This window comes from Zoogloea sp., from assembly GCF_041904905.1.
GTDB lineage: Bacteria > Pseudomonadota > Gammaproteobacteria > Burkholderiales > Rhodocyclaceae > Zoogloea.
The window spans coordinates 15,655-39,260 of record NZ_JAYRMI010000008.1 but is presented as its reverse complement, the minus strand read 5'-3'; the positions used below and the strand labels follow the sequence as shown (position 1 = coordinate 39,260).

Below are 23,606 nucleotides of genomic sequence, written 5' to 3'. Positions count from 1 at the left end.
GCGCCGGGCTCAGAGTTCGATGGCGAAGGACAGCCAGCCCATCGTGCTCACCGGATTGACCGGCGAGCCCAGGTGGCCATTCAGGCATTGCTCCGAGCGGTCGGCGATCTCCTGATGCCGGCCGCCCAGGTTGACGCCGTTGAGCGCCACTTCGGTCCTGCGGCCGTCGAGGCGGAAGGCCCGGGCGATGCGCAGGTCGCCGGTGGTATAGGCTTTGGAGGTGTAGTCGCAGCCCGGCACGTAGCCGTAGCCGCCTGCCAGCCTGCCCATGCGCAGCAGGCTGGCGGTGCTGCTCCAGCCCTCGCCGTAATTTTGCAGCCAGGTGAGGCTGGCGGTGTAGGGCGCGGTGCGCTTGGCGATCTCGGGGTCGTCGGTGTGGCGGTCGATCAGGGTGTGGCTGAAGAGCAGTTCGGTGCCCGCCCGGGGGCGCGCGCGCAGCTGGTATTCCACCCCCCGCAGGACGACCGGCGAAGCCAGATTGACGAACTGGGTGCTCGGCAGCGGCAGCACCGCACCGCCGGTGGGCACGGTGCGGCGGATCACGAAATCGCTGATGCGCTCGTTGAAGAGGCGCACGTCGAGGGTGGCGTCGAGGGCCGGGAAGCGCCCGAGGTAGCCCAGTTCGAGGGTGTCCACGTGGGGCACCTTGAGGTCGGGGTTGGGCTGATAGGGCCAGGCCAGCAGCACGCCGCTGGCCGGGTCGCGGGCCCGCACGTCGCCGTGCAGGTCGAACAGGTTGCGCTGCTGCCAGGCCCGGGCGTAGCCGGCGCGGAAGGTGTCGCGGGCGCTGGCCTGCCAGTTGACGAAGGCCCGCGGGATGAACTGCGGCGCCACCGGGCCGTTCTTTTCGATCAGGCCGCCCAGATTGAGCTGCCACTCGGGCGTGAGGCGCCAGTCGAGATTCGAGAACGCCCGGTATAGCTCCAGCACGGGCGGCTTGCCGCCGGCGAACAGGAAGGACGAGGTCGCCTCGTCGCGGCGCGTCTCGAGGCCCCACACCAGCCGCGCGCCGGGGCCCAGGGCGAGGCGGTGCTGCAGCTCGAGGTTGGTGCGCACCGCCGCGCGGTCGCGGTCGAGGGGCACCGCCGGGTAGCCGAAGCCGGGCGCCGACGCCAGCCAGCGCTCGACGCCGTTCTCCTGGTTGCGATAGGCACTGAGCAGCCACTCCTCGTCCTCGCTGACGGTGCGCCGCCAGGTGAGGTGGAGCGTGCCGCTCTCGTTGTGCCCGCTGCGTTCGGCGTTGTTGCCGAAGAGGGAATCGGGATAGCCCAGGTCGCGGACCATGTGGTTGTAACCGGCCCGCACGTTGAGTTCGTCGCGGGCGTTGAGGCGGTAGTCGCTGCGCAGGCTGAAGGTCTGCGAGCGGTGGCTGTCGTGCAGGTTGGTGAAGCCGTTGTCCTGCCGGTCGGCCACCGACAGGCGCAGGCCCAGCCCTTCGGCGCCGCCGGTCCAGCTTGCCTGCATGTCGGCGATGCGGTGGGAGCCGAGGTTGAACTGCGCCGATCCGCCCCGATCCTGGTGGGTGTGGCGGGTGATGATGTTGATGACGCCCAGGAAGGCGTTAGCGCCGTAGGCGTTGGAGTTGGTGCCGCGCACCACCTCGATGCGCTCGATCTCCTGCACCGTCAGGGGCAGGGCCGACCAGTCGACGCCGCCGAAGGCGCTGGGCGCATACACCGAGCGGCCGTCGATCAGCACCTGGATCTCGGTGGGGTAGTCGCTGCCCAGGCCGTGGTAGGTGACCCACTGGGCGTGGCCGCGCTCCTGGCCGACCTGCATGCCCGGCACCAGCCGCAGCAGGCGGGCGACATCGCGGTAGCCGGTGGCGCGGATGAACTCCCGGTCGAGGATGGTGACTGCGCCCGGCGCCTCGTTGAGCGCCTGGGGGATTCGCGAGGTCGACAAGACCGTCGGCAGTTCCTCGAAGAACGGCGACTCCTGATGCGCCCGTTCGGGCAACTCGTCGGCGAGGCAATTTAGCGCGGACAGGGCCGCCATGAACGCGACGAGTGGAAACCGGCGTGACAGCGGCAAGGACATCGGGCGGTATTGAGCTTGAACCGGAAACGGACGATTTCCGCGCCCGGCATATCCACAGTGACCGGATTATAAACAGCCCTCCGGGGGAGGGCTGCTTAATCTTGTCACACGTTTGGGCGCCGCCCGCGCCCGACAGGCCTGCCCGTGGCCGTTCAGTCCATCCGCAGGGGCACGAAGATGCGGCTGTTGCCGCGCTGGACCAGCAGGGCAAAGCGGTTGCCGGCGGCCTCCAGCAGCTTGCGGAACTGGTCGATGCTGCCGATGGGCTGGTTGTTCACCCCGACGATCACGTCCCCGGGCTGCAGGCCGGCCTTGGCCGCCGGGCCGGCGACCGATTCCACCACCACGCCGCCCGGCACGCCCAGGCGCGAAGCCTCCTGGGCGGTGAGGCTGCGCCCGGTGACTCCGAGCTTGCCCGATGCCGAGGGGTTCTTCTTGTCTGGCGCGCCCATGGCCGCCACTTTCTCGCCGGCCTGCTCGCCGAGGGTGACGTTCACCTCTCGGGCCTTGCGGTCGCGCCACACCGACAGGCGGACCACCGTGCCGGGTTTCTGCTCGCCGATGATGCGCGGCAGGTCGGCGGAGTTGTCCACCTTCTGGCCATTGACCCCCTGCACCACGTCGCCCGGCTGCAGGCCGGCCTTCTCGGCCGGCGAACCGGGTTCGACGCTGGCAATCAGCGCGCCGCCGGGCTTGTCGAGGCCGAAGTTCTGGGCCAGATCGGCGTCCAGTCCCTGGATCGCCACGCCCAGCCGGCCGCGGGACACCTTGCCGTACTTCTGCAGCTGATCCTTCACCTTCATTGCCACGTCGATGGGGATCGCGAAGGAGATGCCCATGAAGCCGCCGGAGCGGGAATAAATCTGCGAGTTGATGCCGATCACCTCGCCCGCCAGGTTGAACAGCGGGCCGCCCGAGTTGCCCGGGTTGATCGCCACGTCGGTCTGCAGGAAGGGCACGTAGTTCTCGTCGGGCAGGCGCCGCGCCTTGGCGCTGATGATGCCGGCCGTCACGGTGTTCTCGAAGCCGAAGGGCGAGCCCATCGCCACCACCCACTCGCCCACCTTGGCGCGCTCGGCGTCGCCGGTGCGCACCGCCGGCAGGCCGGTGGCGTCGATCTTCAGCAGGGCCACGTCGGTGCGCTTGTCGGTACCCACCACCTTGGCCTTGAACTCGCGCTTGTCGGTGAGGCGCACGGTGACCTCGGTGGCGCCATCCACCACGTGGGCGTTGGTCAGCACAAAGCCGTCGGCGCTCACGATGAAGCCCGAGCCCACGCCCTGCTGGATCTGCTCCGGCGCCCGGCCGCCGCCGCCCCCGTTGCCCGGCATGCCCGGCACCGGCACGCCGAAGCGGCGCAGGAAATCGTAGAACGGGTCGCCGGCGAAGGGGTCGTCGCCGCTGGCGCCGCCGTTGCCGCGGGTCAGGCGCTGGGTGGTGCTGATGTTCACCACCGCCGGCCCCACCTGCTCCACCAGCCCCGAGAAATCCGGCAGGGCGTAGCGCCCGGCCGGCGACTGGGCCGGCTGGACGGCCGGTGCTGCAGCCGCGGCGGCGCCGTTGGCGGCGTGGGAGGGGGAGATTGCACCACCCTCCTGCAGGCAGCCGGCGAGCGCCAGCGCGATGGCGGAGGTGACGAGGGCGGAACGGACGACGGCAGGTTTCATGCAGGGCTCCTGTTTTCTCACGGGACGGTGGACGCCGCGCCGGGACGGGCTGTTCCCGCTGCAAACATACGCTTACAAACGGTCGGCGGAGGGCTGCGCCACGGCTACCTGAAATGGGGGCGGCGCGGGGCGATTGCAATCCCCCTCCACCCATTTTCGATTGCCCGCTGCCCATGGCCGACTTCCGATGTATAGTTAATCACTATCGTGATTGCCGGGAGTGCTTCATGACGCTGACCGATCTCCGCTACCTCGTCGCGCTGGCCCGCGAAAGGCATTTCGGCCACGCGGCCGAACGCTGCAACGTCAGCCAGCCCACGCTGTCGGTGGCCATCAAGAAGCTCGAGGACGAGCTGGCCGTCACGCTCTTCGAGCGCAGCGCCGCCGACGTGAAGATCACCGACATCGGCGCCCGGATCGTCGCCCAGGCCGAAAAGGTGCTGCTCGAAGCCGGCCAGATCAAGGAACTCGCCACCGCCGGCCGCGACCCGCTCTCCGGTCCCCTCAAGCTGGGCGTGATCTACACCATCGGGCCCTACCTGCTGCCGCACCTCATCCCCCGCGTGCACAGCGCAGCGCCGTCGATGCCGCTGCTGATCCAGGAAAACTACACCGCCAGGCTGGCCGAATCCCTCAAGCGCGGCGACCTCGACGTGATCGTCATCGCGCTGCCCTTCGAAGAGCCCGGCATCGTCACCCAGGCGGTGTACGACGAGCCCTTCCGGGTGCTGATGCCCACCGGCCACCCGTGGGAGAACGACAGTGCGATCCCCGCCAGGCGGCTGGCCGAAGAGCAGCTGCTGCTGCTGGGCGCCGGCAACTGCTTCCGCGATCAGGTGCTCGAGGTGTGCCCCCTGTGCCGTCCGGGCGAAGGCCTGCAGCGCACGCTGGAGGGCAGTTCGCTTGAAACCATCCGCCACATGGTGGCCACCGGCGCCGGCGTCACCGTGCTGCCCAGCGCCGCGGCGGCGCCCATTCCGGGCGGCAACCCGCTCCTCACCGTGCGGCCCTTCGAGGCGCCGGAACCCTTCCGCCGCATCGCGCTGGCGTGGCGCGTCACCTACCCGCGCAGCGGCGCCATCGACGTGATCCGCCAGGCGATCCTCGCCAGCCCCCTCGACGGCGTGCGGCCCATCAGCCCCCGCTGAACGCCGCGCCCGCCTTCCACCAGCCCGCCTCGGTGACCAGCCAGTCCATCGGCTGGTCGTGGGGCTGGGGCCAGCAGGTGTCGGCCCGGGCCAGCTCGAAGGCCACCCCGGCGGTGAGCGGTGCCGGCGCCAGGGCCGCCAGGGTGCGGTCGAAGTAGCCGCCGCCATAGCCCAGCCGGAACCCCGCCCCGTCGAACGCGTTGAGTGGCACCAGGATCAGGTCCGGCGCGATCTGCGCATCCCCGTCCGGCACCGGAATGCCGTGGTGGTCGGCGGTCATCGGCGCCCCCGGTTGCCAGCGCAGGAAGACCATCGGCCGGCCCGGCTCGCGCACCACCGGCAAGGCGGCCTGCCGCGCCGGATCGGCCGCCAGCCAGCGCGTCACCCACGGCACCAGATCCACCTCGCCCCGCCACGGCCAGCAAAAGCCCAGCCGGCAGGGCGCGAGGCGGGCCGTCAGCGCATCCAGGTGGGCCTCGATGCAGGCGCTGCGGGCGGCCCGCTCGGCGGCCGGCAGGGCCTCGCGGGCGGCGATCCGGGCATTCCGGAGGTTTTTGCGCAGCGCGGAAATTTCAGCTTCGGCGGGGCGCCCGGAAGGGGAGGAGGACGGGGTCACTGTGCTATTCTCCAGCGGCATTTTGGCGAGACGTAGAGCAATGAAGAATAGCGCGTGGGCCGTCCTGGCGGCAGTTTTGTGGATGGCCATGCCGGCCGGCGGCGATCCGGGCGACGAGCGCATCCTGCTGGCGCGGGACGCAGCCCGCAGCGGCGACCGCGGCCGCCTCAACCTGTACGCCCCGCCCACCGGCCACGTGCTCGATCCCTACCCCGAGTTCTGGGCCCTGTCCAACATGCTGGCCCGTCCCAGCGATGTGGACACCGGCCGCATCCGCGACTTCCTGCAGCGCTACCCGGGCAGCTGGCCGGCCGAAAAACTCCGCGCCGAGTGGCTGCGCCTGCTTGGCAAGCGGGGCGACTTCGGCCCCCTGCTGGCCGAGTTCGGCAACCTCGAACAGCCGGATCAGGATCTCAAGTGCTACCTCTACCAGGCCCGCCTTGGCAGCGGCGACCCGGCGCTGCTCCCGGAGGTGCGCCCGATGTGGTTCTCGCTGGTGGATACGCCCGACAGCTGCGTCCCCATCCTCCAGGCCCTGGCCCGGGAGGCGCTGGTCAGCCCCGACGAGATCTGGAGCCGCGTGCGTCGCCTGATGGAAGCCAAACGCACCACCGGGGCCAAGGCGGCGGCCAGCTGGCTACCCTTCGACCAGCAGCCCGGCGCCATCGACCTGGAGCGCGCCGGCGCCAACCCCTCCACCTGGCTCGACCGCCTGCCGGTCAACTTTGCCGCCAGCCGCCCCGGCCGCGAGCTGGCGCTGATCGCCCTGGCCCGCCTCGCCCGCGACGACCCCCAGGGCGCCTACACCCGCTACCTGGGCATCAACGAGCGCTTCTCCGCCGCCGAGCGCGGCTACGCCCTTGGCCAGATCGCCTGGCAGGCCGCCGCCAAGCTGATGCCCGACGCCAACGCCTGGTTCAAGGCCGCGGGCGACACCCCGATGTCCGAAGAGCAGGCCGCCTGGCGGGTGCGCGCGGCCCTGCGCGCCGGCGACTGGAAGGCCGTCCGCTCCGCCGTCGAGGCCATGCCCGCCGACCAGCGCGCCCAGCCCGACTGGACCTACTGGCTCGGCCGCGCCCACCAGGCCCAGGGCAACCGCGAAGCCGCCCGCAAGGAGTTCGAGCGCATCGCGGGCCACCCCAACTTCTACAGCATCCTCGCCGACGAAGAGCTTGGCCGCAGCTTCACCCTGCCCAAGAAGGCCCGCGCGCCCAGCGGCGACGAACTGGAGCAGACCCGCCAGACCCCCGGCATCCAGCGCGCCATCGCCCTGTTCCGCCTCGACCTGCGCACCGAAGGCACGCGCGAATGGAACTGGACCCTGCGCAACCGGGACGACCGCTTCCTCCTCTCCGCCGCCCAGCTCGCCCAGCAGCTCGGCATCTACGATCGCGCCATCAACGCCGCCGACAAGACCCGCAACGAGCACGACTACAGCCTGCGCTACCTCGCGCCCTACCGGGAGCGGGTCGAGCCCAACGCGCGCAGCCGCGATCTCGACCCCGGCTGGGTGTACGGCCTGATGCGCCAGGAGAGCCGCTTCGTCACCGCCGCCCGCTCCGGCGTCGGCGCCCAGGGGCTGATGCAGATCATGCCCGCCACCGGCAAGTGGGTCGCCGGCAAGCTTGGCATGAGCGGCTACAACGTGGGCTGGCTGCAGGACCCGGACACCAACGTGATGCTCGGCACCACCTACATGCGGATGGTGCTCGAAGGGCTCGACAACCACCCGGTGCTGGCCTCGGCCGCCTACAACGCCGGCCCCGGCCGCGCCAAGCGGTGGAAGGACGCGAAGCCCCTCGAGGGCGCGATCTACGCCGAATCGATCCCCTTCAACGAAACCCGCGACTACGTGAAGAAGGTGATGGCCAACTCGGTCATCTACGCCGCCCTGTTCGAAGGCCGGGCGCCTTCGCTCAAGGCCCGCCTCGGCACCGTCGCGGCCAGCGACGGCAGCACCCGCGGGCTAGGCAGCGCGGCGCCGGGCGCCGGTCTCGACGAGCCCACGCCGGGCGCCGGCAGCAACGAATAGGGCGCCGGGCAGGGAATTCGCTGCCGGCTGCGCAATCAAACCGACGCGTTCCCCCACCCCTTCACCCGGAGACCGGCCATGTCCCTTCCCCGTAAAGTCCTGCTCGTCGGCGGCAGCGGTTTTGTCGGCACCGCGATCGCCGAACGGCTCACCCGCGACGGCGTCGGCCTCGTCGTGCCCACCCGCCGGCTCGCCAACGCCCGTCACCTGCGCGTGCTGCCCGGCGCCGAGGTGGTCGAGGCCGACGTGTTCGACCCCACCGTGCTCGCCCGCCTGATGGACGGCGTCGACGCGGTGGTGAGCCTCGTCGGCGTGCTCCATTCCCGCCCCGGCTCGCCGTGGGGCCCGGCCTTCGCCCGCGCCCACGTGGAGCTGCCCACCAAGCTGGTGGCCGCGGCCCGGGCGGCCGGCGTGGCGCGCATCGTGCACGTCAGCGCCCTGGGCGCCGATCCGGCCGGGCCGTCGGAATACCAGCGCTCCAAGGCTGCCGGCGAAGCCGCGATCCGTGCCGGCAGCCCCGATGTGGCGTGGACCATCCTGCGCCCGTCGGTCATCTTCGGGCCCGGCGACAGCTTTCTCAACCTCTTCGCCGGCCTCGTGCGGCGCTTCCCGCTGATGCCCCTGGGCGGCGCCGGCACCCGCTTCCAGCCGGTTTATGTGGGCGACGTGGCCGAGGCGGTGGCCGAAAGCCTCGCCCGCGCCGATGCCGTCGGCCAGACCTACGACCTCGCCGGCCCGCAGGTCTACACCCTGCGCCAGCTGGTCGAATACGTGGGGCGGCTCACCGGCTGCCCGCGCCCGGTGATCCCCCTGCCCGAAGCCCTCGCCATGCTCCAGGCCGCCGCCCTCGAATGCCTGCCCGGCCCCCTGATGAGCCGCGACAACGTGCGCTCGATGCGCGTCGACAACATCGCCGGCGGCCCGCCCCAGCCCTGGGGCCGCACCCCCACCGCGCTGGAGGCAGTCGCCCCCTGCTACCTGGGCAAGGTCAACAAGCGCGGTCGGCTGGATGCGGCCCAGCTACGACGCGACTAGGCCCGCTCCCAACCCGTACCCCCGCTCCGATCCATGGAAATCTACTGCGTAGGCGGCGCCATCCGCGACGAACTGCTTGGTCTGCCGGTCCAGGACCGGGATTGGGTGGTCGTCGGCGCCACCCCCGAGGCCCTCCTTGCCCAAGGCTACAAGCCGGTCGGCAAGGATTTCCCGGTCTTCCTCCATCCCCGCACCCACGAGGAATACGCCCTCGCGCGGACCGAACGCAAGACCGCGCCGGGTTACGCCGGCTTCGTCTTCCACACCGACCCGTCGGTGACACTCGAAGAAGACCTCGCCCGCCGCGACCTCACCATCAACGCCATCGCCCGCGGCGCCGACGGCGTGCTGGTCGACCCCTTCCACGGGCGGCGCGATCTGGCCGACGGCGTCTTTCGCCACGTGAGCCCCGCCTTCGCCGAAGACCCGGTGCGCATCCTGCGGCTGGCCCGCTTCGCCGCGCGTTTCGCCGATTTCCGGGTGGCGCCCGAAACTCTCGCGCTGATGCGCGGCATGGTGGCCGCCGGCGAAGTGGACGCCCTGGTGCCCGAGCGGGTGTGGCAGGAGATCGCCCGCGGCCTGATGGAAGCCCGGCCCTCGCGGATGATCGCGGTGCTGCGCGACTGCGGCGCCCTGGCCCGGCTGCTGCCCGAGGTGGATCGGATGTTCGGCGTGCCCCAGCCGGCCCAGCACCACCCCGAGGTGGATTGCGGCGCGCACCTGCTGCTGGTGCTCGACGAAGCCGCCGCTACCGGCCAGCCTCTGGCGGTGCGCTTCGCCTGCCTGCTCCACGATCTGGGCAAGGGCCTCACCCGGCCCGATCTGCTGCCCCACCACTACGGGCACGAGGCGGCGAGCGAGCGGCTCGCCCGGGACGTCTGCGAGCGCCTCAAGTGCCCCGCCGAGTGCCGCGATCTGGCGCTGATGACCGCCCGCGAGCACGGCATCGTGCACCAGGCCCTGGTGCTGCGCGCCGCCACCGCGGTGAAGCTCGTCGAGCGCTGCGACGGCCTGCGCCGGCCGGAGCGCTTTGCCGCGCTGCTCGACGCCTGCGCCTGCGACCACCGCGGCCGCGCCGGGCTCGCCGGGCGGCCGTACCCCCAGCGGGAGCGCCTGCTGGCGGTGCTCGCCGCGGTGCGCGGGGTGGATGCCGGCGCCATCGCCCGCAGCCTCGCCGACAAGTCACGCATCCCCGCCGAGGTTCATGCGGCGCGGGTGGCGGCGGTGCGGGCGCTGGGCTTGGGCGATGACACGAATGTTGACAGATTGTCGCCGGAGGGTCGGCAGTAATCCCGCGGCTACCCCGGCGACGGGGGGCATACAATGCCGCCCAGACATGTTCTCGAACCCTGATTTCCCCGCGTTGCCCGCCCGTTTGCGGCGCCTCGCGCTGGCGCTGCTGATCGTCGGCCCGCTTGCCGCCGCCCACGCCACCCAGCCGATCCCGGCCTTTGCCGAAGTGAAGGCCGGCACCGCCCCTTCGGTGGCGGTGCTCCTGGCCCGCGACGGCACGCCGCTGGCCGAGCGCCGGGTGAACCCGCGGGTGCGCCGGCTGGAGTGGGTGGGCCTGCCCCACCTGTCGCCAGCCCTCAAGGAGGCCCTGCTGGCCGCCGAGGACAAGCGCTTCTTCGAACACTCCGGGGTGGACTGGCGCGCCTTCGCCGGCTCCCTCTGGCACAACCTGTGGTACGACCGCAAGCGCGGCGCCTCCACCCTGTCGATGCAGCTCGCCGGCCTCCTCGACCCCGAGCTGGCCCTCGGGCGCGACGGCACGCCGCGGCGCTCCATCGGCCAGAAGTGGGATCAGGCCCTCGCCGCCCAGGCCCTCGAAGCCCGCTGGACCAAAGAGCAGATCCTCGAGGCCTATCTCAACCTGGCCCCCTTCCGGGGCGACCTGCAGGGCGTGCATGCGGCCTCCCGCGCCTTCTTCGGCAAGACCCCGGCGGAGCTTGGCCGGCCCGAGGCGCTGGTGCTGGCGGTGCTGCTGCGCGGCCCCAACGCCAAGGCCGACGTGGTGGCGCGCCGGGCCTGCGTGCTCGCCGAGCGCATCGGCAGCCCGTCGGCCTGCGGCCCGGCCCAGCGCCTGGCGGACGCCACCCTCGACCGCCAGCACCTCGGGCCGCGCTGGGAGCTGGCGCCACACCTTGGCCGCCAGCTCCTCCAGCAGCCCGGCGAGCGCCTCGTCACCACCCTCGACGCCGACGTCCAGCGCCTGACCCTGGCCGCCGTGCGCCGGCTTGGGCCGGGCGATGCGGCGGCGGTGGTCCTCGACAACGCCAGCGCCGACGTGCTCGCCTACGTGGGCGCGCCCGACGCCGCCCAGGCCGATCAGGCCGCGATCCTGCGCAGCAGCGGCACCCTGCTGCTGCCCTTCGCCTACGGCATCGCCGTGGAGCGGCGGCAGATCACCGCCGCCACCTTGCTGGACGACGCCCTCTCCAACCACGCCCCCACCGCGCCCGACGAGCGCATCTGGGTGAGCGCCCGCCGGGCGCTGGTCGAGAACCTTGCCGAACCGGCGGCCAGCGTGCTGCGGCTGGCGGGCGACCAGCTACCCGAGCGCCTCCGTCTGGCCGATCTGGAGGTGGGGCGCAGCGGCCAGGCGGATCTTGGCCTCATTGCCCTCGCCGGGCTCTACCGCAGCCTGGGCAGCGGCGGGCAGTGGCAGGCGCCGCGCAGCGTTCCGGGGGGCGAGCGCCCCGCCCGGCGGCTGCTCAAGCCCGAGGCCGGCTTCATCGTCGGCGACATCCTCACCGAGGCCGACACCGAGGGCGTCCCGCAGCCCTTCGTGATCCGCCAGTTCGTGCCGGACGGGCGCGAGACGCTGGTGGCCGGCTTCTCCGACCGCTACACGGTGGTGCTGTGGTCGGCGGGCGCGCGCGGGGTGCCGGCGCAGGCCAACGCCGCCTGGCACGAGATCCTGCGCGGCCTTCACCGCAGTCAGCCGGCAAGCCGCCCGGCGCCGCCGCCCGGCGTGGTGTCGAGCCTGGTGGTTTTCGAGCCGCCGGTGGAGAGCCCGCGCAAGGAGTGGTTCATCCGCGGCACCGAGGTGGAGCGGGTGGCGCTGCCCCGCAGCCTGCCGCGCATCGCCTACCCCGCGGCGGGCATGCTGGTGGATGCGATGGCGCTGGCCGGCGATCCGGCCTACCGCATCCACTTCGAGGGCATCCGCCTGCCGCCCGGCGCCTGGTGGCGGCTCAACGGCGACAAGGTGGGGAACGGCAACGGCACGCGCGGGGTGGGCTGGCGGCCGGTTGCCGGCCGTCACGTGCTCGATCTGATGGCGGCCGACGGGCAGGTGCTCGACAGCGTCACCTTTGCGGTGCGCGCGCCCCTCGACAGCGAACTGTCAAAGCCAGCGGAACAGCAGCCAGACCGCCAGTGACATCAGCAGGGTGCTGGTGAACGGGATGTGGATGTGACGGCCGAAGACGTCGAAATGCAGATCGCCGGGCAGGTGGCCGATGCGCCAGCGCCGCAGCGGCAGCGCGGAGCCCAGCCCCGACACCACCGCCAGCACCACGATTGCCAGCAACCACTTGAGCATGGGCCCTCACCTGCCGTCCAGGAATGGATGCGTCGTGCCCGGCCCAGGCTGGCCGTCGACGCGGGAGCCCGGACCTTACCGCGTTTCCGTGGCGCCGTGTTGCTCAGCGCCGGCGGCGACGGCGGTTGAGGACCGCCCCTCCGATGGCGAGGCTCGCCAGCCCCAGGGCGGCCGGCTCGGCGACCAGGGTGGGGGGCGCGCCGGCCGCGGAGGCCGACACCGAGCCAGGGTCCACCGCCGACCAGCGCAGGGTGCCGCCGGCGTAGAGCGCCTCGCCCAGCCCATCGCCGTAGAAGCTGACGGTGCTGAAGGTGCGGCTGTCGTCGATGGCGGCGACGAAGTTGGTGAACACGCTGTCGATGTGCCCGTCGCCGTCGTAATCCCGGTTGCCGGGGTTGGCGTCGGCGCTCGTCGCGTTGGCCACGAGGCGCGTGGCGCCGCCGTCGAAGGCGATGAAGAGGTTGGACCCGGTGGGCGCGCCGGTGTCCGGGTGGGGCACGCCGGTGCAGCAGGTGGCCCAGTCGGCGATCTGGAGACCGAAGGCGTTGATCGGCGTGGAGAAGGTGAAGGTGAGCCCCGAGCCGGCGGCCGGTGTCGTGGGCGCGATAGAGATGGTCGCGCCGCCGATGGCGTAGGGCCGGCCGGCCGCGCGGTAGCCGTTGTAGTCGTCGTACACGAAACGGTCGGCGTTGTCGGTGGCCCGGATCGTCAGCCCGGGCAGCGACCACGCCGCGGCGTTGGACGCCAGCCCGGAGAGGGCCAGGGTGTGGAGCGTGCCGCCGGCGTTGGCGATGGTCTCGTCGAAGGCGGCCTCGCCGCTGGCCACGTCGTTGTTGTAGATCACGGGCGCGGCGGCGGCGCCCAGGGCGATCAGGGCGCCAGCCGCACCGGTAAGCAACTTCAAGCGCATTTCTTTCTCCGTGAAATATTTCACGAATTTAAAGCAAAATCTGCGCCCAAAATGGTTTGTGTTTTTAAAACAATGTTTTGCGCCGATTCTGCAGCAGCCGTGCCGGGAAGTGTAAAGTCTCCCGACAGGTGCGCCGGGGCGGCTGGGCGTGTCTTTTGCTTTTCTCAGCCCTCCGGGTGGGGTAAGTTCTCCGCCTGACACTTCCTCTGCCACGCCCATGACCCTCTTTCCCGCCTGCCGCCCCCTTCGCCTGTCTGCCGGGTTTCGTCCATGAACCGCTCCCGATTCGGCGATCTGGAGGTGCTGTGCCACACCCCGTCGGGGCCGGCCCGCGAGACGCCCATCCTCTTCGTCCATGGCGCCTACACGGCCGCCTGGTGCTGGGAGGAGCGCTTCCTGCCGTGGTTTGCCGCGCAGGGCTACGCCGCTTACGCGGTCTCCCTGTCCGGGCACGGGCGCAGCCGCGGTCGCGCGTATCTGGACAGCTTCTCGATCTCCGACTACGTGGATGACGTGGCCGAAGTGGCCGGCAAGCTGCCCGCCACGCCGGTGCTGGTGGGGCACTCGATGGGCGGGATGGTGGTCCAGAAGTATCTGGAGCGTCACAGCGCGCCGGCGGTGGTGCTGATGTCGTCGGTGCCGCCCCAGGGCCTGCTGGGTTCGGCCTTCGGGCTGGCCTTCTCGCGGCCGCACCTGCTGGGCGACCTCAACCGCATCATGGGCGGCGGCCAGCCGCAGATGGAAACCCTGCGCCACGCGCTGTTCCACGAGGCCATCGAGCTGGAGCGGCTGCAGCGCTACTACCACCTGTGTCAGCCCGAATCCCACCGCGCGATCTGGGACATGTCGCTGTTCGATCTGCCGTCCCTGTCGCGCATCCAGCGCCCGCCGATGCTGGTGCTGGGGGCCGAGCACGACGTGCTGATTCCGCCCGACCAGGTGCGCCTCACCGCCCGTCGCTACGAGGTCGAGCCGCTGATCCTGCCGGGGCTCGGTCACGGCATGATGCTGGAGAGCGACTGGCAGGTGGCGGCCGATCCCATCCTGGCCTGGCTGAAGGAACTCGATCTGTAACGGGTCGTCCCAATCGCCCGGGGCCGTGAACTCCGTCATTGCGGATGCCCATTTTGTGTTCCATCCTGAAACCGTGCGACTGGCGGCTGCGCTGGGGTGTCCGACGGGGCGTCCGACCTGGCCTGCCGGGTTTCCTTCAACCTTTGGAGGCCACAGCCGTTAAGGAAAACAAGGGGGAACGCATGTCACCCCGGAACGGAGGCCGAAATGGTGATCTTCATGGATATGGAAAGCGGTGAACGGGGCTATCTGGAGCCCGAGGCGTCGGCGGGCCCGGCCTACGACGACGAAGTGCTGAATGCCAATCTGCTGCCGCCCGAACTGGCCCTGGGCCTGCAGGAGATTCCGGCAGCCGAGCACGGACAACATGCTGTGCCCACCGATGTGGATGCCTTCCTGAGCGCGGTGTATCGCTTCCAGGAGTAGTCGGCCCCCGGGTCATCATCGGTCAAGACCGCCCGCCAGGGTTCTGCCCCGGCGGGCGGTCTTGTTTTGTGCCGGCGCTTACAGGCTGTGCAGGCGGTCGCCGCGCCGGAAGCCGATCAGCGGCTGGCCGATGTTGCGCGACAGGGCGATCACCTTGAACAGCTCGCCCATCTCGTGGGGGCCGGTGAGGCGCTGCACCGCCTTGGAGGCGCGGATGTAGTCGGCGCCATCCTCCGGCGCCCGGCGCGCCAGACAGTCGAGCACGCCGCAGTTGAACAGGAAGTTGGCCTGATCGGTGTAGCCCATCACGTCGAGCCCGCCCTCGAAGCCGGCCTCGGCGATGGCGGTGAAATCCACGAAGGCGGTGATGTCGTTGAGCCCCGGCCACAGGAAGGGGTCGCCGTGGGCGTGGTGGCGGAAGTAGCACAGCAGGGTGCCGGTGCTGCGGCTGGGCAGGTAGTACTCGGCGCGGGGGTAGCCGTAGTCGATCAGGATCATCGCGCCCTGTTCGAGGCGGGCCGCCCACTCGGCCACCCAGGCGCGACCGGCCAGGTTGAGTTCGCTCACGTATTCGCCGTCGCCGGGCAGGGGCAGGGCCAGCGCCGCCGCTGCCTCGGCCACCCGTCCGGCCACCGGGCGGTCGGCCCACACGAAGCGGCCGTCCCGGTGGCTCACCCCACGCTCGAAGATGCCTTCCGGGCGCCACGCCACCAGATGCACCGGCATCACGTCGAGCACCTCGTTGGCCACCAGGGCGCCGGAGAAACGTTCGGGCAGGTTGTCCAGCCAGTGCACCCGCCCGGCGAGGTGGGGCGCCTTGGCGGCCAGGGTGTCGAACTGGCGCTCGCGCAACTCGCCGGAGACTTCGAGGATGTCGTAGCGCTCCGGCAGCGCCCCCAGGTGCTCGAGTTCCAGCAGCAGATCGGCCGCCAGCAGCCCGGTGCCGGCGCCGGCTTCGATGATGTGGGGCGCCGACAGGCTCATCACCTGCTGCACCTGGCTGGCCAGCGCCTGACCGAAGAGGGGGGTCAGCTCCGGTGCGGTGATGAAGTCGCCGCCCGGCCCGAACTTGCGGGCGCCGCCGCTGTAGTAGCCCAGCCCGGGCGCGTAGAGGGCCTCGGCCATGTAGCTGGAGAAGGGGATCCAGCCGCCCTGGGTATCGATCAGGGTCTGCAGGCGGGCGACAAGGGCGGCGCTTTGTTCGAGGGCTTCGGCAGACGGCTGGGGCAGGTTCATGGCGGCGCTGGCGTGTAAAATCCGGCATCTTACCCTGTCGCGCTACCGTGCCGCGGCGCAAGGGTGCCGCACGTCGCAACACATGACCATGAAGGGTGGTGTCGCCGTATGATAGCGGTCCCGTTGAATCCCGTTACAGAGCAGTCATGAATCAACCGGCAGCTGCGCCTGTCGTCCTCGTGACCGGCGCAGGCCGGCGAGTCGGCGCCGAAATCGCCCGCCATCTGCACGCCGCCGGTGCCCGGCTCGCGCTGCATTGTCGGCATTCCCGCAGCGATGCGGATGCCCTCGCGGCCACCTTCGACGCGGCCCGGCCGGGTTCGGCGCTGGTGGTGCAGGCCGACTTGCTGGAGGTCGCGGCGCTGGCAGGGGTGGTCGAAGCGACGGTTGCCCATTTTGGGCGTCTGGACGCGCTTGTCAATAATGCATCGAGTTTCTTCCCCACCGCGATGGGCGAGATCGACGAGGCCGCGTGGCTGGATCTGATCGGCTCGAACCTCAAGGCGCCGTTGTTCCTGGCCCAGGCGGCCAATCCGTGGCTGCAGGCGTCCGGTGGGGCGATCGTGAACATCGTCGACATCCACGCCGAGCGCCCGCTCAAGGGCTACCCGCTCTACTGCGCCGCGAAGGCGGGGCTGCTGGGGCTGACCCGCGCCCTGGCCCTCGAGCTGGCGCCGCGGGTGAGGGTGAATGGCGTGGCGCCCGGGGCCATCGAATGGCCCGAAGACGGGCAGTTTCCCCCGGCCGAGCGGGAGGCGGTGGTGGCCCACACCTTGCTTCAGCGGGTTGGCGCACCGTCCGACATTGCCCGGACGGTGCATTTTTTGCTGTTCGATGCGCCCTATGTCACAGGTCAGATCATTCCGGTGGATGGGGGACGTAGTGCGCATTTATAACGTATTTAACATTTATCTCGGTCGGATCGACTTTTCCGCCGACTTATAATCATTCACGATTTGAAACCAATGGAACAAGCAGTGGCAGTCCCCGCGCCGGTGGCAGACGACTCTCCCGAGACGGAATCCCGTTTCTCCAATTCCTTCCTGCGCCTCAAGAAGTTCTTGATGCGTCGGACGGGTGAAGCGATCGTCGACTACGGCATGATCGAGGACGGAGACGTGGTGATGGTGTGCGTGTCGGGCGGGAAGGATTCCTTCACCCTCCTCTCGTTACTGCTCGAGTTGCGCGAGCGGGCGCCCATCGATTTCCGGGTCGTGGCGATGAACCTGGACCAGAAACAGCCGGGCTTCCCCGACCACGTGCTGCCGGCCTACTTCGAATCCATCGGCGTCGAATACAAGATCGTCACCGAGAACACCTACAAGATCGTCAAGGACAAGATCCCGGAGGGCAAGACCACCTGCTCCCTGTGCTCCCGCCTGCGTCGCGGCATCATCTACCGGACGGCCAAAGAGGTGGGGGCCACCAAGATCGCCCTGGGCCATCACCGGGACGACATGATCGAAACCCTGTTCCTCAACATGTTCTTCGGCGGCAAGATGAAATCCATGCCGCCCAAGCTGGTGAGCGACGATCGGCAGAATGTGGTGATCCGGCCGCTGGCCTACTGCTCCGAGAAGGACATCGAGCGCTTCGCCCGCGGCATGGAGTACCCGATCATCCCGTGCAATCTGTGCGGCAGCCAGGAAAACGCCCAGCGCAAGCAGATCAAGGCGATGCTGCGCGACTGGGACAGCCGCTTTCCCGGCCGCATCGTGTCCATTGCCACGGCCATGAAAAACGTTGTTCCGTCTCATCTGGCAGACGGCAAGCTGTTCGACTTCCTCAACGTCTCGCGGGGAACGGAAGTCGAGCAGGGCGACATCGTGTTCGATGCGCCCGAGTTGCCGACCGTGGCGGAAGATGCCCAAGCGATCCCCATCGGGATCTGGAGAAGTTAGAGCTTATGGATCGCCCACCCAGCCTCCGGCAGACTTTGGCGGGATTTGCCGCGACTTGCTTTACCCCGTGTCCCGGGGCTGTCGGAGCACGTCGCGATGAATGAGCGTGCCTCGACCCGGTGCCTGCTGTACGCGGATGTGGCCGGGCGCGTCCGGCTGGCCGTCAAGCTGGGGGAGGCGGAGGCCGGCTACGCCGTCGAGCGCTGCCTGAACCGCATGTCCCGCTGCGCCGAGGCCTATTCCGCCGATGCGCTGGATCTGCGTCCGGAAGTGATCGTTGCCCATTTCGGGGACGCGGACTCCGCCTTGCTGGCTGCCCGCGAGATGCGCGAACGGGTTCGGGCGCTCCCGCCGATGAGCGGCATCAAGCTGGTGTTGCGGGCGGGCGTGGTGCTTGCGTCCGAAGGGGGCGGGGAGGAGGGCGCTGCCGAGAAGATGGCCGCCAGCCTGGTGGAAGGCTGCAATCCCGACACCATCACCGTTTCCGAGCGCCTCTCCGAGCTGCTCTCGCCGTCCATGCGGCGCCTGCTGGGCAAGCTCGACGATACCGCGAGCAGCGCGCCCTTTCCGGCGCTGGAACTGGGCAACGCGCCGCCGCCCAGCCCCGCAGAGCTGCGCCAGGAGGCCATGCAGACGGTCCGCCAGCTGCGGGTGAGCTACCGGGGCCAGAAGTGGGTGATCGACGCCGCGCATCCCACCCTGCTGTTCGGGCGTGAGACGGGCAACGACATCGTGGTGTCGGACCCCCGGGTGTCTCGCCAGCACGCCCGCATCGAGCTGCGCAACGGCCTGTTCTATCTGGCCGACTCCAGCACCAACGGCACCTACCTGCTCGAAGAGGGTAGCGCCGAGCACTGTGTGAAGCGGGACGAGTGCGTGCTCTCCGAGAAGGGGCACATCGGCTGCGGGTTTTCGGTGGGCGACAACATGCTCGACGCCGTGGCCTTCGCCATCGACTGAGGCGGCGACGCCGGTCTGCAAAAAAACCGAGGGCCCTTCGCGGGCCCTCGGTGTTTCATGAGCGCGCGGAGGCGATCAGCCCTTGAGGCAGGTGCTCATGAACTTCTTGCGCTCGTCGCCCTTGAGGGCCTTCTCGCCGGCCTCCTTGTTACAGGCCTTCATCTTCTCCTGCTGCGGGGTGCCCTTGGCTTCGGCGGCGGGCTTGGCGGAGAGGCATTCCTTCATGAAGGCCTTGCGCTCGTCGCCCTTCTTGTCGGTGGCGGAAGCGTTGCACTCCTTCATCTTGTTCTGCTGGGTGGTGGCTGCAAAGGCGGCAGGTGCCAGGCTGGCGGCAAACATCGAAACAGCGACACTCAGGATCAGTTTTTTCATCTGGCCACTCCTCGTGTGGGCGGGTTGTCGGAACTGCAACACCATCATAAACGGTGTCCGGGAGAATCCGTTGACGGCCTGCCGGGCCCGTTCGGGCGGATCGTGTGTCTTTTGGTCAAAAGCCGCTGTCTTCCATCGCCCGGCGCTGGCGATCGACGAACTCCTGGGTGGAGTCGATGCCCCGCAGCAGCAGGATCGTCGAGCGCACGGCGGCTTCGAGGAGCACCGCGAGGTTGCGGCCCGCCGCCACCGGCAGCACCACCCGGCGGATGGGGACGCCGAGGATGTCCTGCTGCTCCCCTTCGAGGGACAGCCGCAGGGGGTCCTGGTCGCCGGGCTGGCGGCGCTGGAGGTGAACCACCAGCTTGAGCTTCATCTTCCGGCGGCAGGCGGTCTCGCCGAAGATGGTGCGGATGTTGAGGATGCCCAGGCCGCGAACCTCGATCACATCCTGGAGCAGGGCCGGGCAGCGGCCTTCCAGGACGGTGGGGGCGATGCGGGAGAACTCGACGATGTCGTCGGCCACCAGGCCGTGGCCCCGGGAGATGAGTTCGAGGGCGAGTTCGGACTTGCCGGCGCCGGAGTCTCCGGTGATGAACACGCCCAGCCCGAGCACATCCATCATCACGCCGTGCAGGGCGACGCGCTCGGCGAGCTTGCGCGACAGGTAGCTGCGCAGCAGGTCGATGACATTGGCGGCCGGCAGCGGGCTGGCGAAGAGGGCAACGTCCTCGTTGGCGCAGACGGTGCGGATCAGGCTGGGGATGTCTTCGTCGTCGGCGACGATGATGGCGGGCGGGCCGTAAGAGAGGATCTCGCGGACGTGGTGGATCACTTTCTCGCGGGTCTGGCGACGGGCCCAGGCGAGTTCCGACGAGCCGAGGATCTGCAGGCGGTCGGGGTGAATCAGGTTGAGGTGCCCGACCATGTCGGCGGGCCAGATGCGGTCTTCCGAGACCGAGATGCGGGTGTCGAGGCTGCCACAGATGTGGCGCAGCCTCAGGCGGTCGAGGTTGTCGTCAAACAGCCGGGCTACGGTTGTCTGGCGCATCGCTGCCCCACTGGGCGAACAGGGTGTGGGCGACCAGCGCGTCGGGCGCCGCGAGGAGCTGCTCGCGGAAGGCGCGGTCGCTGAACATCTGGGCAAGCTCGGAGAGGAGCTGCAGGTGGTGCTCGTTGGCCTGTTCGGGCACCAGCAGTACGAACAGCATCGAAACCGGGCGGCCGTCGGGCGCGTCGAAGGGGACCGGATCGGCGAGCCGGATGAAGGCGCCGAGCGCGTCCTTGAGGCCCTTGATGCGTCCGTGGGGAATCGCGATGCCCTGCCCGAGACCGGTCGAACCAAGCTTTTCACGGGCAAACAGGCTGTCGAAGACGGTGCTTCGGCCGATGCCGTGATTGTTCTCGAACAGCAGGCCGGCTTGCTCGAAAGCACGCTTCTTGCTGCTCGCCTCGAGGCCGACGACCACATTGGCCGGAGGCAGTAGTTTGGCGATGAGGTTCATGGGCGGGATGCGCCTGTCCGCGGCTGGGTCGGCACAGGTTCCGGGTGCGGGACTGGAAAATCCGGGGGCGGATGCCGCCGGGGCCGTTGTGTCAGTTGGGGCGCATTATAGCCACAACGGTCCCGGGGAGAAGGGGATTACTTCAGGCCGAAGATCAGGATTCGGCGAGGTGTTGCTTCAGGGAGTCATGGCCGTGGTTGGAGGCCTTGTCCTTGTACTTCAGAACCTGACGGTCGAGCTTGTCGGTCAGGGCGTCGATGGCGGCATACATGTCGGCATCCTCGCTCTCGACGTGGATGTCCTTGCCACGCACGTGAACGGTGACTTCAGCCTTCTGACGCAGCTTTTCCACCGAGAGGATCACGCCGACGCTGGTGACGTTGTCGAAATGACGGATCACGCGATCAAGCTTGGCGGTGACGTATTCGCGGATGGCCGGCGTAACTTCGACGTGATGCCCCGTGATGTTGAGGTTCATGGTTCTTACCTTTCTGTCAGATGGTTTTGCGCAGACTGACCGGCGGGATATCGAGGGACTCGCGGTACTTTGCGATGGTCCGGCGTGCCACGACGATACCCTGCTGGCCCAACAACTCGGCAATCTTGGCGTCGGACAAGGGTTTCTTCTTGTCTTCCGCGGCCACCAGCTGGCGAATCAGCGCCCGAATCGCCGTCGAGGAGGCCGCCCCACCGGTGTCGGTGGCGACGTGACTGCCGAAAAAATGTTTGAACTCGAAAATGCCCCGCGGTGTGGCCATGTACTTCTGGGTGGTCACCCGTGAGACGGTGGACTCGTGCAATTCCAACTGCTCGGCGATTTCACGCAGTGTCAGAGGGCGCATCGCCACATCGCCATAATCGAAGAACTGACGCTGCCGGTCAACGATCGCTTGCGATACCCGCTGGATGGTGTCGAAGCGCTGTTGAACGTTCTTGATGAGCCAGCGGGCCTCCTGCAGGTGATTGGACAGGGAGCCGCTGGCGCCGCGGTTGTCCCGCAGGATCTGGGCATAAAGCTGGTTGATGCGCAGCTTGGGCATGGCATCGGGGTTGAGGCTCACGACCCAGCTGTTGCGCACCTTGCGGACGATGACGTCGGGCACCACGTAGCGGATGTCCGACTGGGCGAAGCGGGCGCCGGGCCGGGGGTTGAGGTCGAGGATCAGGGCGTGGGCTTCGCGCAGCTCGTCGTCGGTGCAGCGCAGGGCGCGCTTGAGCTTGAGGAAATCCCGGGCGGCGAGCAGTTCGAGGTGCTCGGCGACGATGGCCAGGGCCAGCTCGCGCTCGCGGCTGGGCGCCAGGGTGCGCAGTTGCAGCCCGAGGCATTCGCCGATGTCGGCCGCGCCGATGCCGCAGGGGTCGAGGCTCTGGATGTGGCGCAGGGCGATCTTGAGGTCGTCTACGTCCACTTCGAGTTCGGGCGGCAGCAGGGGCAGCAGGTCTTCGAGGGCCTGGCTGAGGTAGCCGTCGTCGTCGAGGGCCTCGATCATGAAGCGGGTGAGGGCGCGGTCCCGGTCGGACAGGGGCGTGAGGGCGATCTGGGCGTCCAGGTGGTCGCGCAGGGTGGTGGCGGTGGCCTGGAGATCCTGGAAGTCGGTGTCGTCGTCGTCGTCCCGCTGGCCGCTGCCGGAGCCCTGCCAGTCGCCGCCGTCGCCGCTGAAGTCGAACTCCCGGTCGGGGTCGCGCTCGCGCTGGTCGGACTCGCGGGCTTGCTCCTGCTCCTGCTCGTGAGCGGCCTCGCTGCCGGCGGGGGCAGCCGGCCCGGGGGCTTCGACGCGGCTGGAGCCGAGGTTGGCTTCGGGTTCGTCCCGCTCGATCATCGGGTTCTCGAGGAGGATCTTTTCGATCTCCTGGTTGAGTTCGAGGGTCGACAGCTGCAGCAGCTTGATGGACTGCTGGAGCTGCGGGGTCAGCGCGAGGTGCTGGGAGAGTTTGAGCTGGAGGCTGGGCTTCATGACCGCAATGGTGCCTTAAAGCCGGAAGTGCTCGCCGAGGTATACCTGACGGACTTGTTCATTCCGGACGATGTCTTCCGGGCGGCCGCTGGCCAGCACTTCGCCGGCATTGATGATGAAGGCGCGGTCGCAGATGCCGAGGGTCTCGCGGACGTTGTGGTCGGTGATGAGCACGCCGATTCCCTTTTCCTTGAGGAAGCGGATGATCTTCTGGATGTCGATCACGGCGATCGGGTCGACGCCGGCGAAGGGTTCGTCGAGGAGGATCAGGCGCGGGTCGGAGGCGAGGGCGCGGGCGATCTCGCAGCGCCGCCGTTCGCCGCCGGACAGGGAGATGGCGGTGTTGTCGCGCAGGTGTTCGATGCCCAGCTCGCCGAGGAGTTGTTCGAGGCGTGCGGCCATTTCGGCCTTGCTGAGCTTCTGCAGTTCGAGCACCGCCTGGATGTTTTCGGCCACCGTGAGCTTGCGGAAGACGCTCATCTCCTGGGGCAGGTAGGACAGGCCGAGGCGGGCGCGCTGGTGGATCGGGCGATGGGTCAGGACCTGGTCGTCGAGGGTGATCTCGCCGCCGTCGGCCACCACGAGGCCGACGATCATGTAGAAGCAAGTGGTCTTGCCGGCGCCGTTGGGGCCGAGCAGCCCGACGACTTCGCCGCTGCCGACGTCGAAGGAGACGTCGTGGACGACGGTGCGGGCCTTGTACTTCTTGCGCAGGTTGCTGACTTTAAGCAGGCTCATCGCCGGGGTGTTCTTTCAGGACTCTACGAATGATTTCGGTCGAGAAGCCACGACCTTGAAGAAAACGCGCCTGGCGCGCCCATTCTCGCGCGTCTGCCGGCCCGGTGGCGAACTTTCGGCGGTGGATGTCGCAGGCGCGCTGGAGTTCGCTTTCGGTGCAGCTGTCGGCAAGGGCGAGGTCGATCTGTTCGGCGCCCACGCCGCGGCGGGCCAGCTCGCTCTTGAGCCGGGTTGTGCCGAAGCGGGTGGCCTTGGCCCGCACGTAGGCGTCGGCGAAGCGGGCGTCGGAGAGGAGGCCGAGTTCGACCAGACGGTCGAGTTCGGCACTCACCTCGTCCTCGCTGCCGAGCTTGCCCAGCTTGCGGGCCAGTTCGGCGCGGGAGTGTTCCCGCTGCGCCAGGCAGCGCAGGGCCCGCTCGTGCAGACTGGTGGCCATGGGCTGGG

General features: G+C 69.3%; 23 protein-coding genes. 10 read left to right on the top strand and 13 right to left on the bottom strand.

Translation table 11 applies throughout. The annotated features are described in order from the left end of the window. Window positions 1–9: 9 nt before the first annotated feature. Window positions 10–1,998, bottom strand: coding sequence for a TonB-dependent receptor plug domain-containing protein (locus ACE3N6_RS03945; protein WP_374243877.1), 1,989 nt, complete (start codon window positions 1,996–1,998; stop codon window positions 10–12). Window positions 1,999–2,192: 194 nt separating this feature from the next. Then, window positions 2,193–3,707, bottom strand: a complete 1,515-nt coding sequence (locus ACE3N6_RS03940) for a DegQ family serine endoprotease (protein ID WP_374243876.1) — start codon at window positions 3,705–3,707, stop codon at window positions 2,193–2,195. A 227-nt stretch (window positions 3,708–3,934) separates the two neighbouring features. Between ACE3N6_RS03940 and ACE3N6_RS03935 the strand changes: the two genes are divergently transcribed. Beyond that, window positions 3,935–4,855 carry a hydrogen peroxide-inducible genes activator gene (locus ACE3N6_RS03935; protein WP_374243875.1) on the top strand — a complete coding sequence of 307 codons (921 nt, stop codon included), beginning with the start codon at window positions 3,935–3,937 and terminating at the stop codon, window positions 4,853–4,855. Here the strand turns inward: ACE3N6_RS03935 and ACE3N6_RS03930 are convergent. After that, window positions 4,842–5,471, bottom strand: coding sequence for a 5-formyltetrahydrofolate cyclo-ligase (locus tag ACE3N6_RS03930; RefSeq protein ID WP_374243874.1), 630 nt, complete (start codon window positions 5,469–5,471; stop codon window positions 4,842–4,844). The genes ACE3N6_RS03935 and ACE3N6_RS03930 overlap by 14 nt on opposite strands. Before the next feature lie 82 nt (window positions 5,472–5,553). Here ACE3N6_RS03930 and ACE3N6_RS03925 point away from each other — a divergent pair, with 82 nt between their 5' ends. The 4 genes from ACE3N6_RS03925 to ACE3N6_RS03910 all read left to right on the top strand — a co-directional run bounded on the left by ACE3N6_RS03925 (window position 5,554) and on the right by ACE3N6_RS03910 (window position 11,923). Continuing rightward, window positions 5,554–7,503, top strand: coding sequence for a transglycosylase SLT domain-containing protein (locus ACE3N6_RS03925; protein ID WP_374243873.1), 1,950 nt, complete (start codon window positions 5,554–5,556; stop codon window positions 7,501–7,503). 78 nt (window positions 7,504–7,581) lie between these two features. After that, window positions 7,582–8,538, top strand: a complete 957-nt coding sequence (locus ACE3N6_RS03920; protein WP_374243872.1) for a complex I NDUFA9 subunit family protein — start codon at window positions 7,582–7,584, stop codon at window positions 8,536–8,538. A 33-nt stretch (window positions 8,539–8,571) separates the two neighbouring features. After that, window positions 8,572–9,828, top strand: a complete 1,257-nt coding sequence (locus tag ACE3N6_RS03915; RefSeq protein WP_374243871.1) for a multifunctional CCA addition/repair protein — start codon at window positions 8,572–8,574, stop codon at window positions 9,826–9,828. A 46-nt stretch (window positions 9,829–9,874) separates the two neighbouring features. Next, the gene (locus ACE3N6_RS03910; RefSeq protein WP_374243870.1) at window positions 9,875–11,923 is read left to right on the top strand and encodes a transglycosylase domain-containing protein; all 2,049 of its coding nucleotides are present in this window, start codon (window positions 9,875–9,877) and stop codon (window positions 11,921–11,923) included. Here ACE3N6_RS03910 and ACE3N6_RS03905 read toward each other — a convergent pair. Both ACE3N6_RS03905 and ACE3N6_RS03900 read right to left on the bottom strand, forming a co-directional pair. After that, a complete protein-coding gene (locus tag ACE3N6_RS03905) occupies window positions 11,888–12,085 on the bottom strand; it encodes a DUF2905 domain-containing protein (protein WP_374243869.1) in 198 nt (65 codons plus the stop codon). The two genes, ACE3N6_RS03910 and ACE3N6_RS03905, sit on opposite strands and share 36 nt — an antisense overlap. Before the next feature lie 103 nt (window positions 12,086–12,188). Beyond that, a complete protein-coding gene (locus ACE3N6_RS03900) occupies window positions 12,189–12,995 on the bottom strand; it encodes a hypothetical protein (RefSeq protein WP_374243868.1) in 807 nt (268 codons plus the stop codon). Window positions 12,996–13,265: 270 nt separating this feature from the next. On the opposite strand from ACE3N6_RS03900, the gene ACE3N6_RS03895 reads away from it, so the two are divergent. Together ACE3N6_RS03895 and ACE3N6_RS03890 are read left to right on the top strand one after the other, a co-directional pair. Next, entirely contained in the window at window positions 13,266–14,069 is an 804-nt protein-coding gene (locus ACE3N6_RS03895) for an alpha/beta hydrolase (protein WP_374243867.1), read from the top strand. A gap of 207 nt (window positions 14,070–14,276) precedes the next feature. Further along, entirely contained in the window at window positions 14,277–14,495 is a 219-nt protein-coding gene (locus ACE3N6_RS03890) for a hypothetical protein (protein ID WP_374243866.1), read from the top strand. A gap of 78 nt (window positions 14,496–14,573) precedes the next feature. On the opposite strand, the gene ACE3N6_RS03885 is transcribed toward ACE3N6_RS03890, so the two are convergent. Continuing rightward, on the bottom strand, window positions 14,574–15,731 hold the full coding sequence (locus tag ACE3N6_RS03885; RefSeq protein ID WP_374243865.1) for a class I SAM-dependent methyltransferase: 1,158 nt from the start codon (window positions 15,729–15,731) through the stop codon (window positions 14,574–14,576). A gap of 146 nt (window positions 15,732–15,877) precedes the next feature. Between ACE3N6_RS03885 and ACE3N6_RS03880 the strand changes: the two genes are divergently transcribed. The 3 genes from ACE3N6_RS03880 (at window position 15,878) to ACE3N6_RS03870 (ending at window position 18,592) form a co-directional block, all read left to right on the top strand. After that, on the top strand, window positions 15,878–16,627 hold the full coding sequence (locus tag ACE3N6_RS03880) for a pteridine reductase (protein WP_374243864.1): 750 nt from the start codon (window positions 15,878–15,880) through the stop codon (window positions 16,625–16,627). A gap of 69 nt (window positions 16,628–16,696) precedes the next feature. Then, complete coding sequence (ttcA, locus tag ACE3N6_RS03875) at window positions 16,697–17,632, top strand: tRNA 2-thiocytidine(32) synthetase TtcA (protein ID WP_374243863.1); 936 nt, start codon at window positions 16,697–16,699, stop codon at window positions 17,630–17,632. 96 nt (window positions 17,633–17,728) lie between these two features. Continuing rightward, a complete protein-coding gene (locus ACE3N6_RS03870; RefSeq protein ID WP_374243862.1) occupies window positions 17,729–18,592 on the top strand; it encodes an FHA domain-containing protein in 864 nt (287 codons plus the stop codon). 75 nt (window positions 18,593–18,667) lie between these two features. On the opposite strand, the gene ACE3N6_RS03865 is transcribed toward ACE3N6_RS03870, so the two are convergent. From ACE3N6_RS03865 to recX, 7 genes are all read right to left on the bottom strand, one after another. Continuing rightward, the gene (locus ACE3N6_RS03865) at window positions 18,668–18,964 is read right to left on the bottom strand and encodes a PsiF family protein (RefSeq protein WP_374243860.1); all 297 of its coding nucleotides are present in this window, start codon (window positions 18,962–18,964) and stop codon (window positions 18,668–18,670) included. Window positions 18,965–19,079: 115 nt separating this feature from the next. Continuing rightward, entirely contained in the window at window positions 19,080–20,015 is a 936-nt protein-coding gene (hprK, locus tag ACE3N6_RS03860) for an HPr(Ser) kinase/phosphatase (RefSeq protein ID WP_374243859.1), read from the bottom strand. Next, complete coding sequence (gene ptsN, locus ACE3N6_RS03855) at window positions 19,984–20,469, bottom strand: PTS IIA-like nitrogen regulatory protein PtsN (protein ID WP_374243858.1); 486 nt, start codon at window positions 20,467–20,469, stop codon at window positions 19,984–19,986. Before ptsN ends, hprK begins: the two co-directional genes overlap by 32 nt. A 154-nt stretch (window positions 20,470–20,623) precedes the next feature. Continuing rightward, window positions 20,624–20,947, bottom strand: a complete 324-nt coding sequence (gene hpf, locus ACE3N6_RS03850; RefSeq protein ID WP_374243857.1) for a ribosome hibernation-promoting factor, HPF/YfiA family — start codon at window positions 20,945–20,947, stop codon at window positions 20,624–20,626. Window positions 20,948–20,963: 16 nt separating this feature from the next. After that, window positions 20,964–22,424 carry an RNA polymerase factor sigma-54 gene (locus tag ACE3N6_RS03845; RefSeq protein WP_374243856.1) on the bottom strand — a complete coding sequence of 487 codons (1,461 nt, stop codon included), beginning with the start codon at window positions 22,422–22,424 and terminating at the stop codon, window positions 20,964–20,966. A gap of 15 nt (window positions 22,425–22,439) precedes the next feature. Further along, complete coding sequence (gene lptB / locus ACE3N6_RS03840) at window positions 22,440–23,162, bottom strand: LPS export ABC transporter ATP-binding protein (protein ID WP_374243855.1); 723 nt, start codon at window positions 23,160–23,162, stop codon at window positions 22,440–22,442. Then, window positions 23,149–23,598 (bottom strand): recombination regulator RecX, encoded by a 450-nt coding sequence (gene recX, locus ACE3N6_RS03835; RefSeq protein WP_374243854.1) that lies wholly within the window; start codon window positions 23,596–23,598, stop codon window positions 23,149–23,151. Before recX ends, lptB begins: the two co-directional genes overlap by 14 nt. Window positions 23,599–23,606 lie beyond the last annotated feature (8 nt).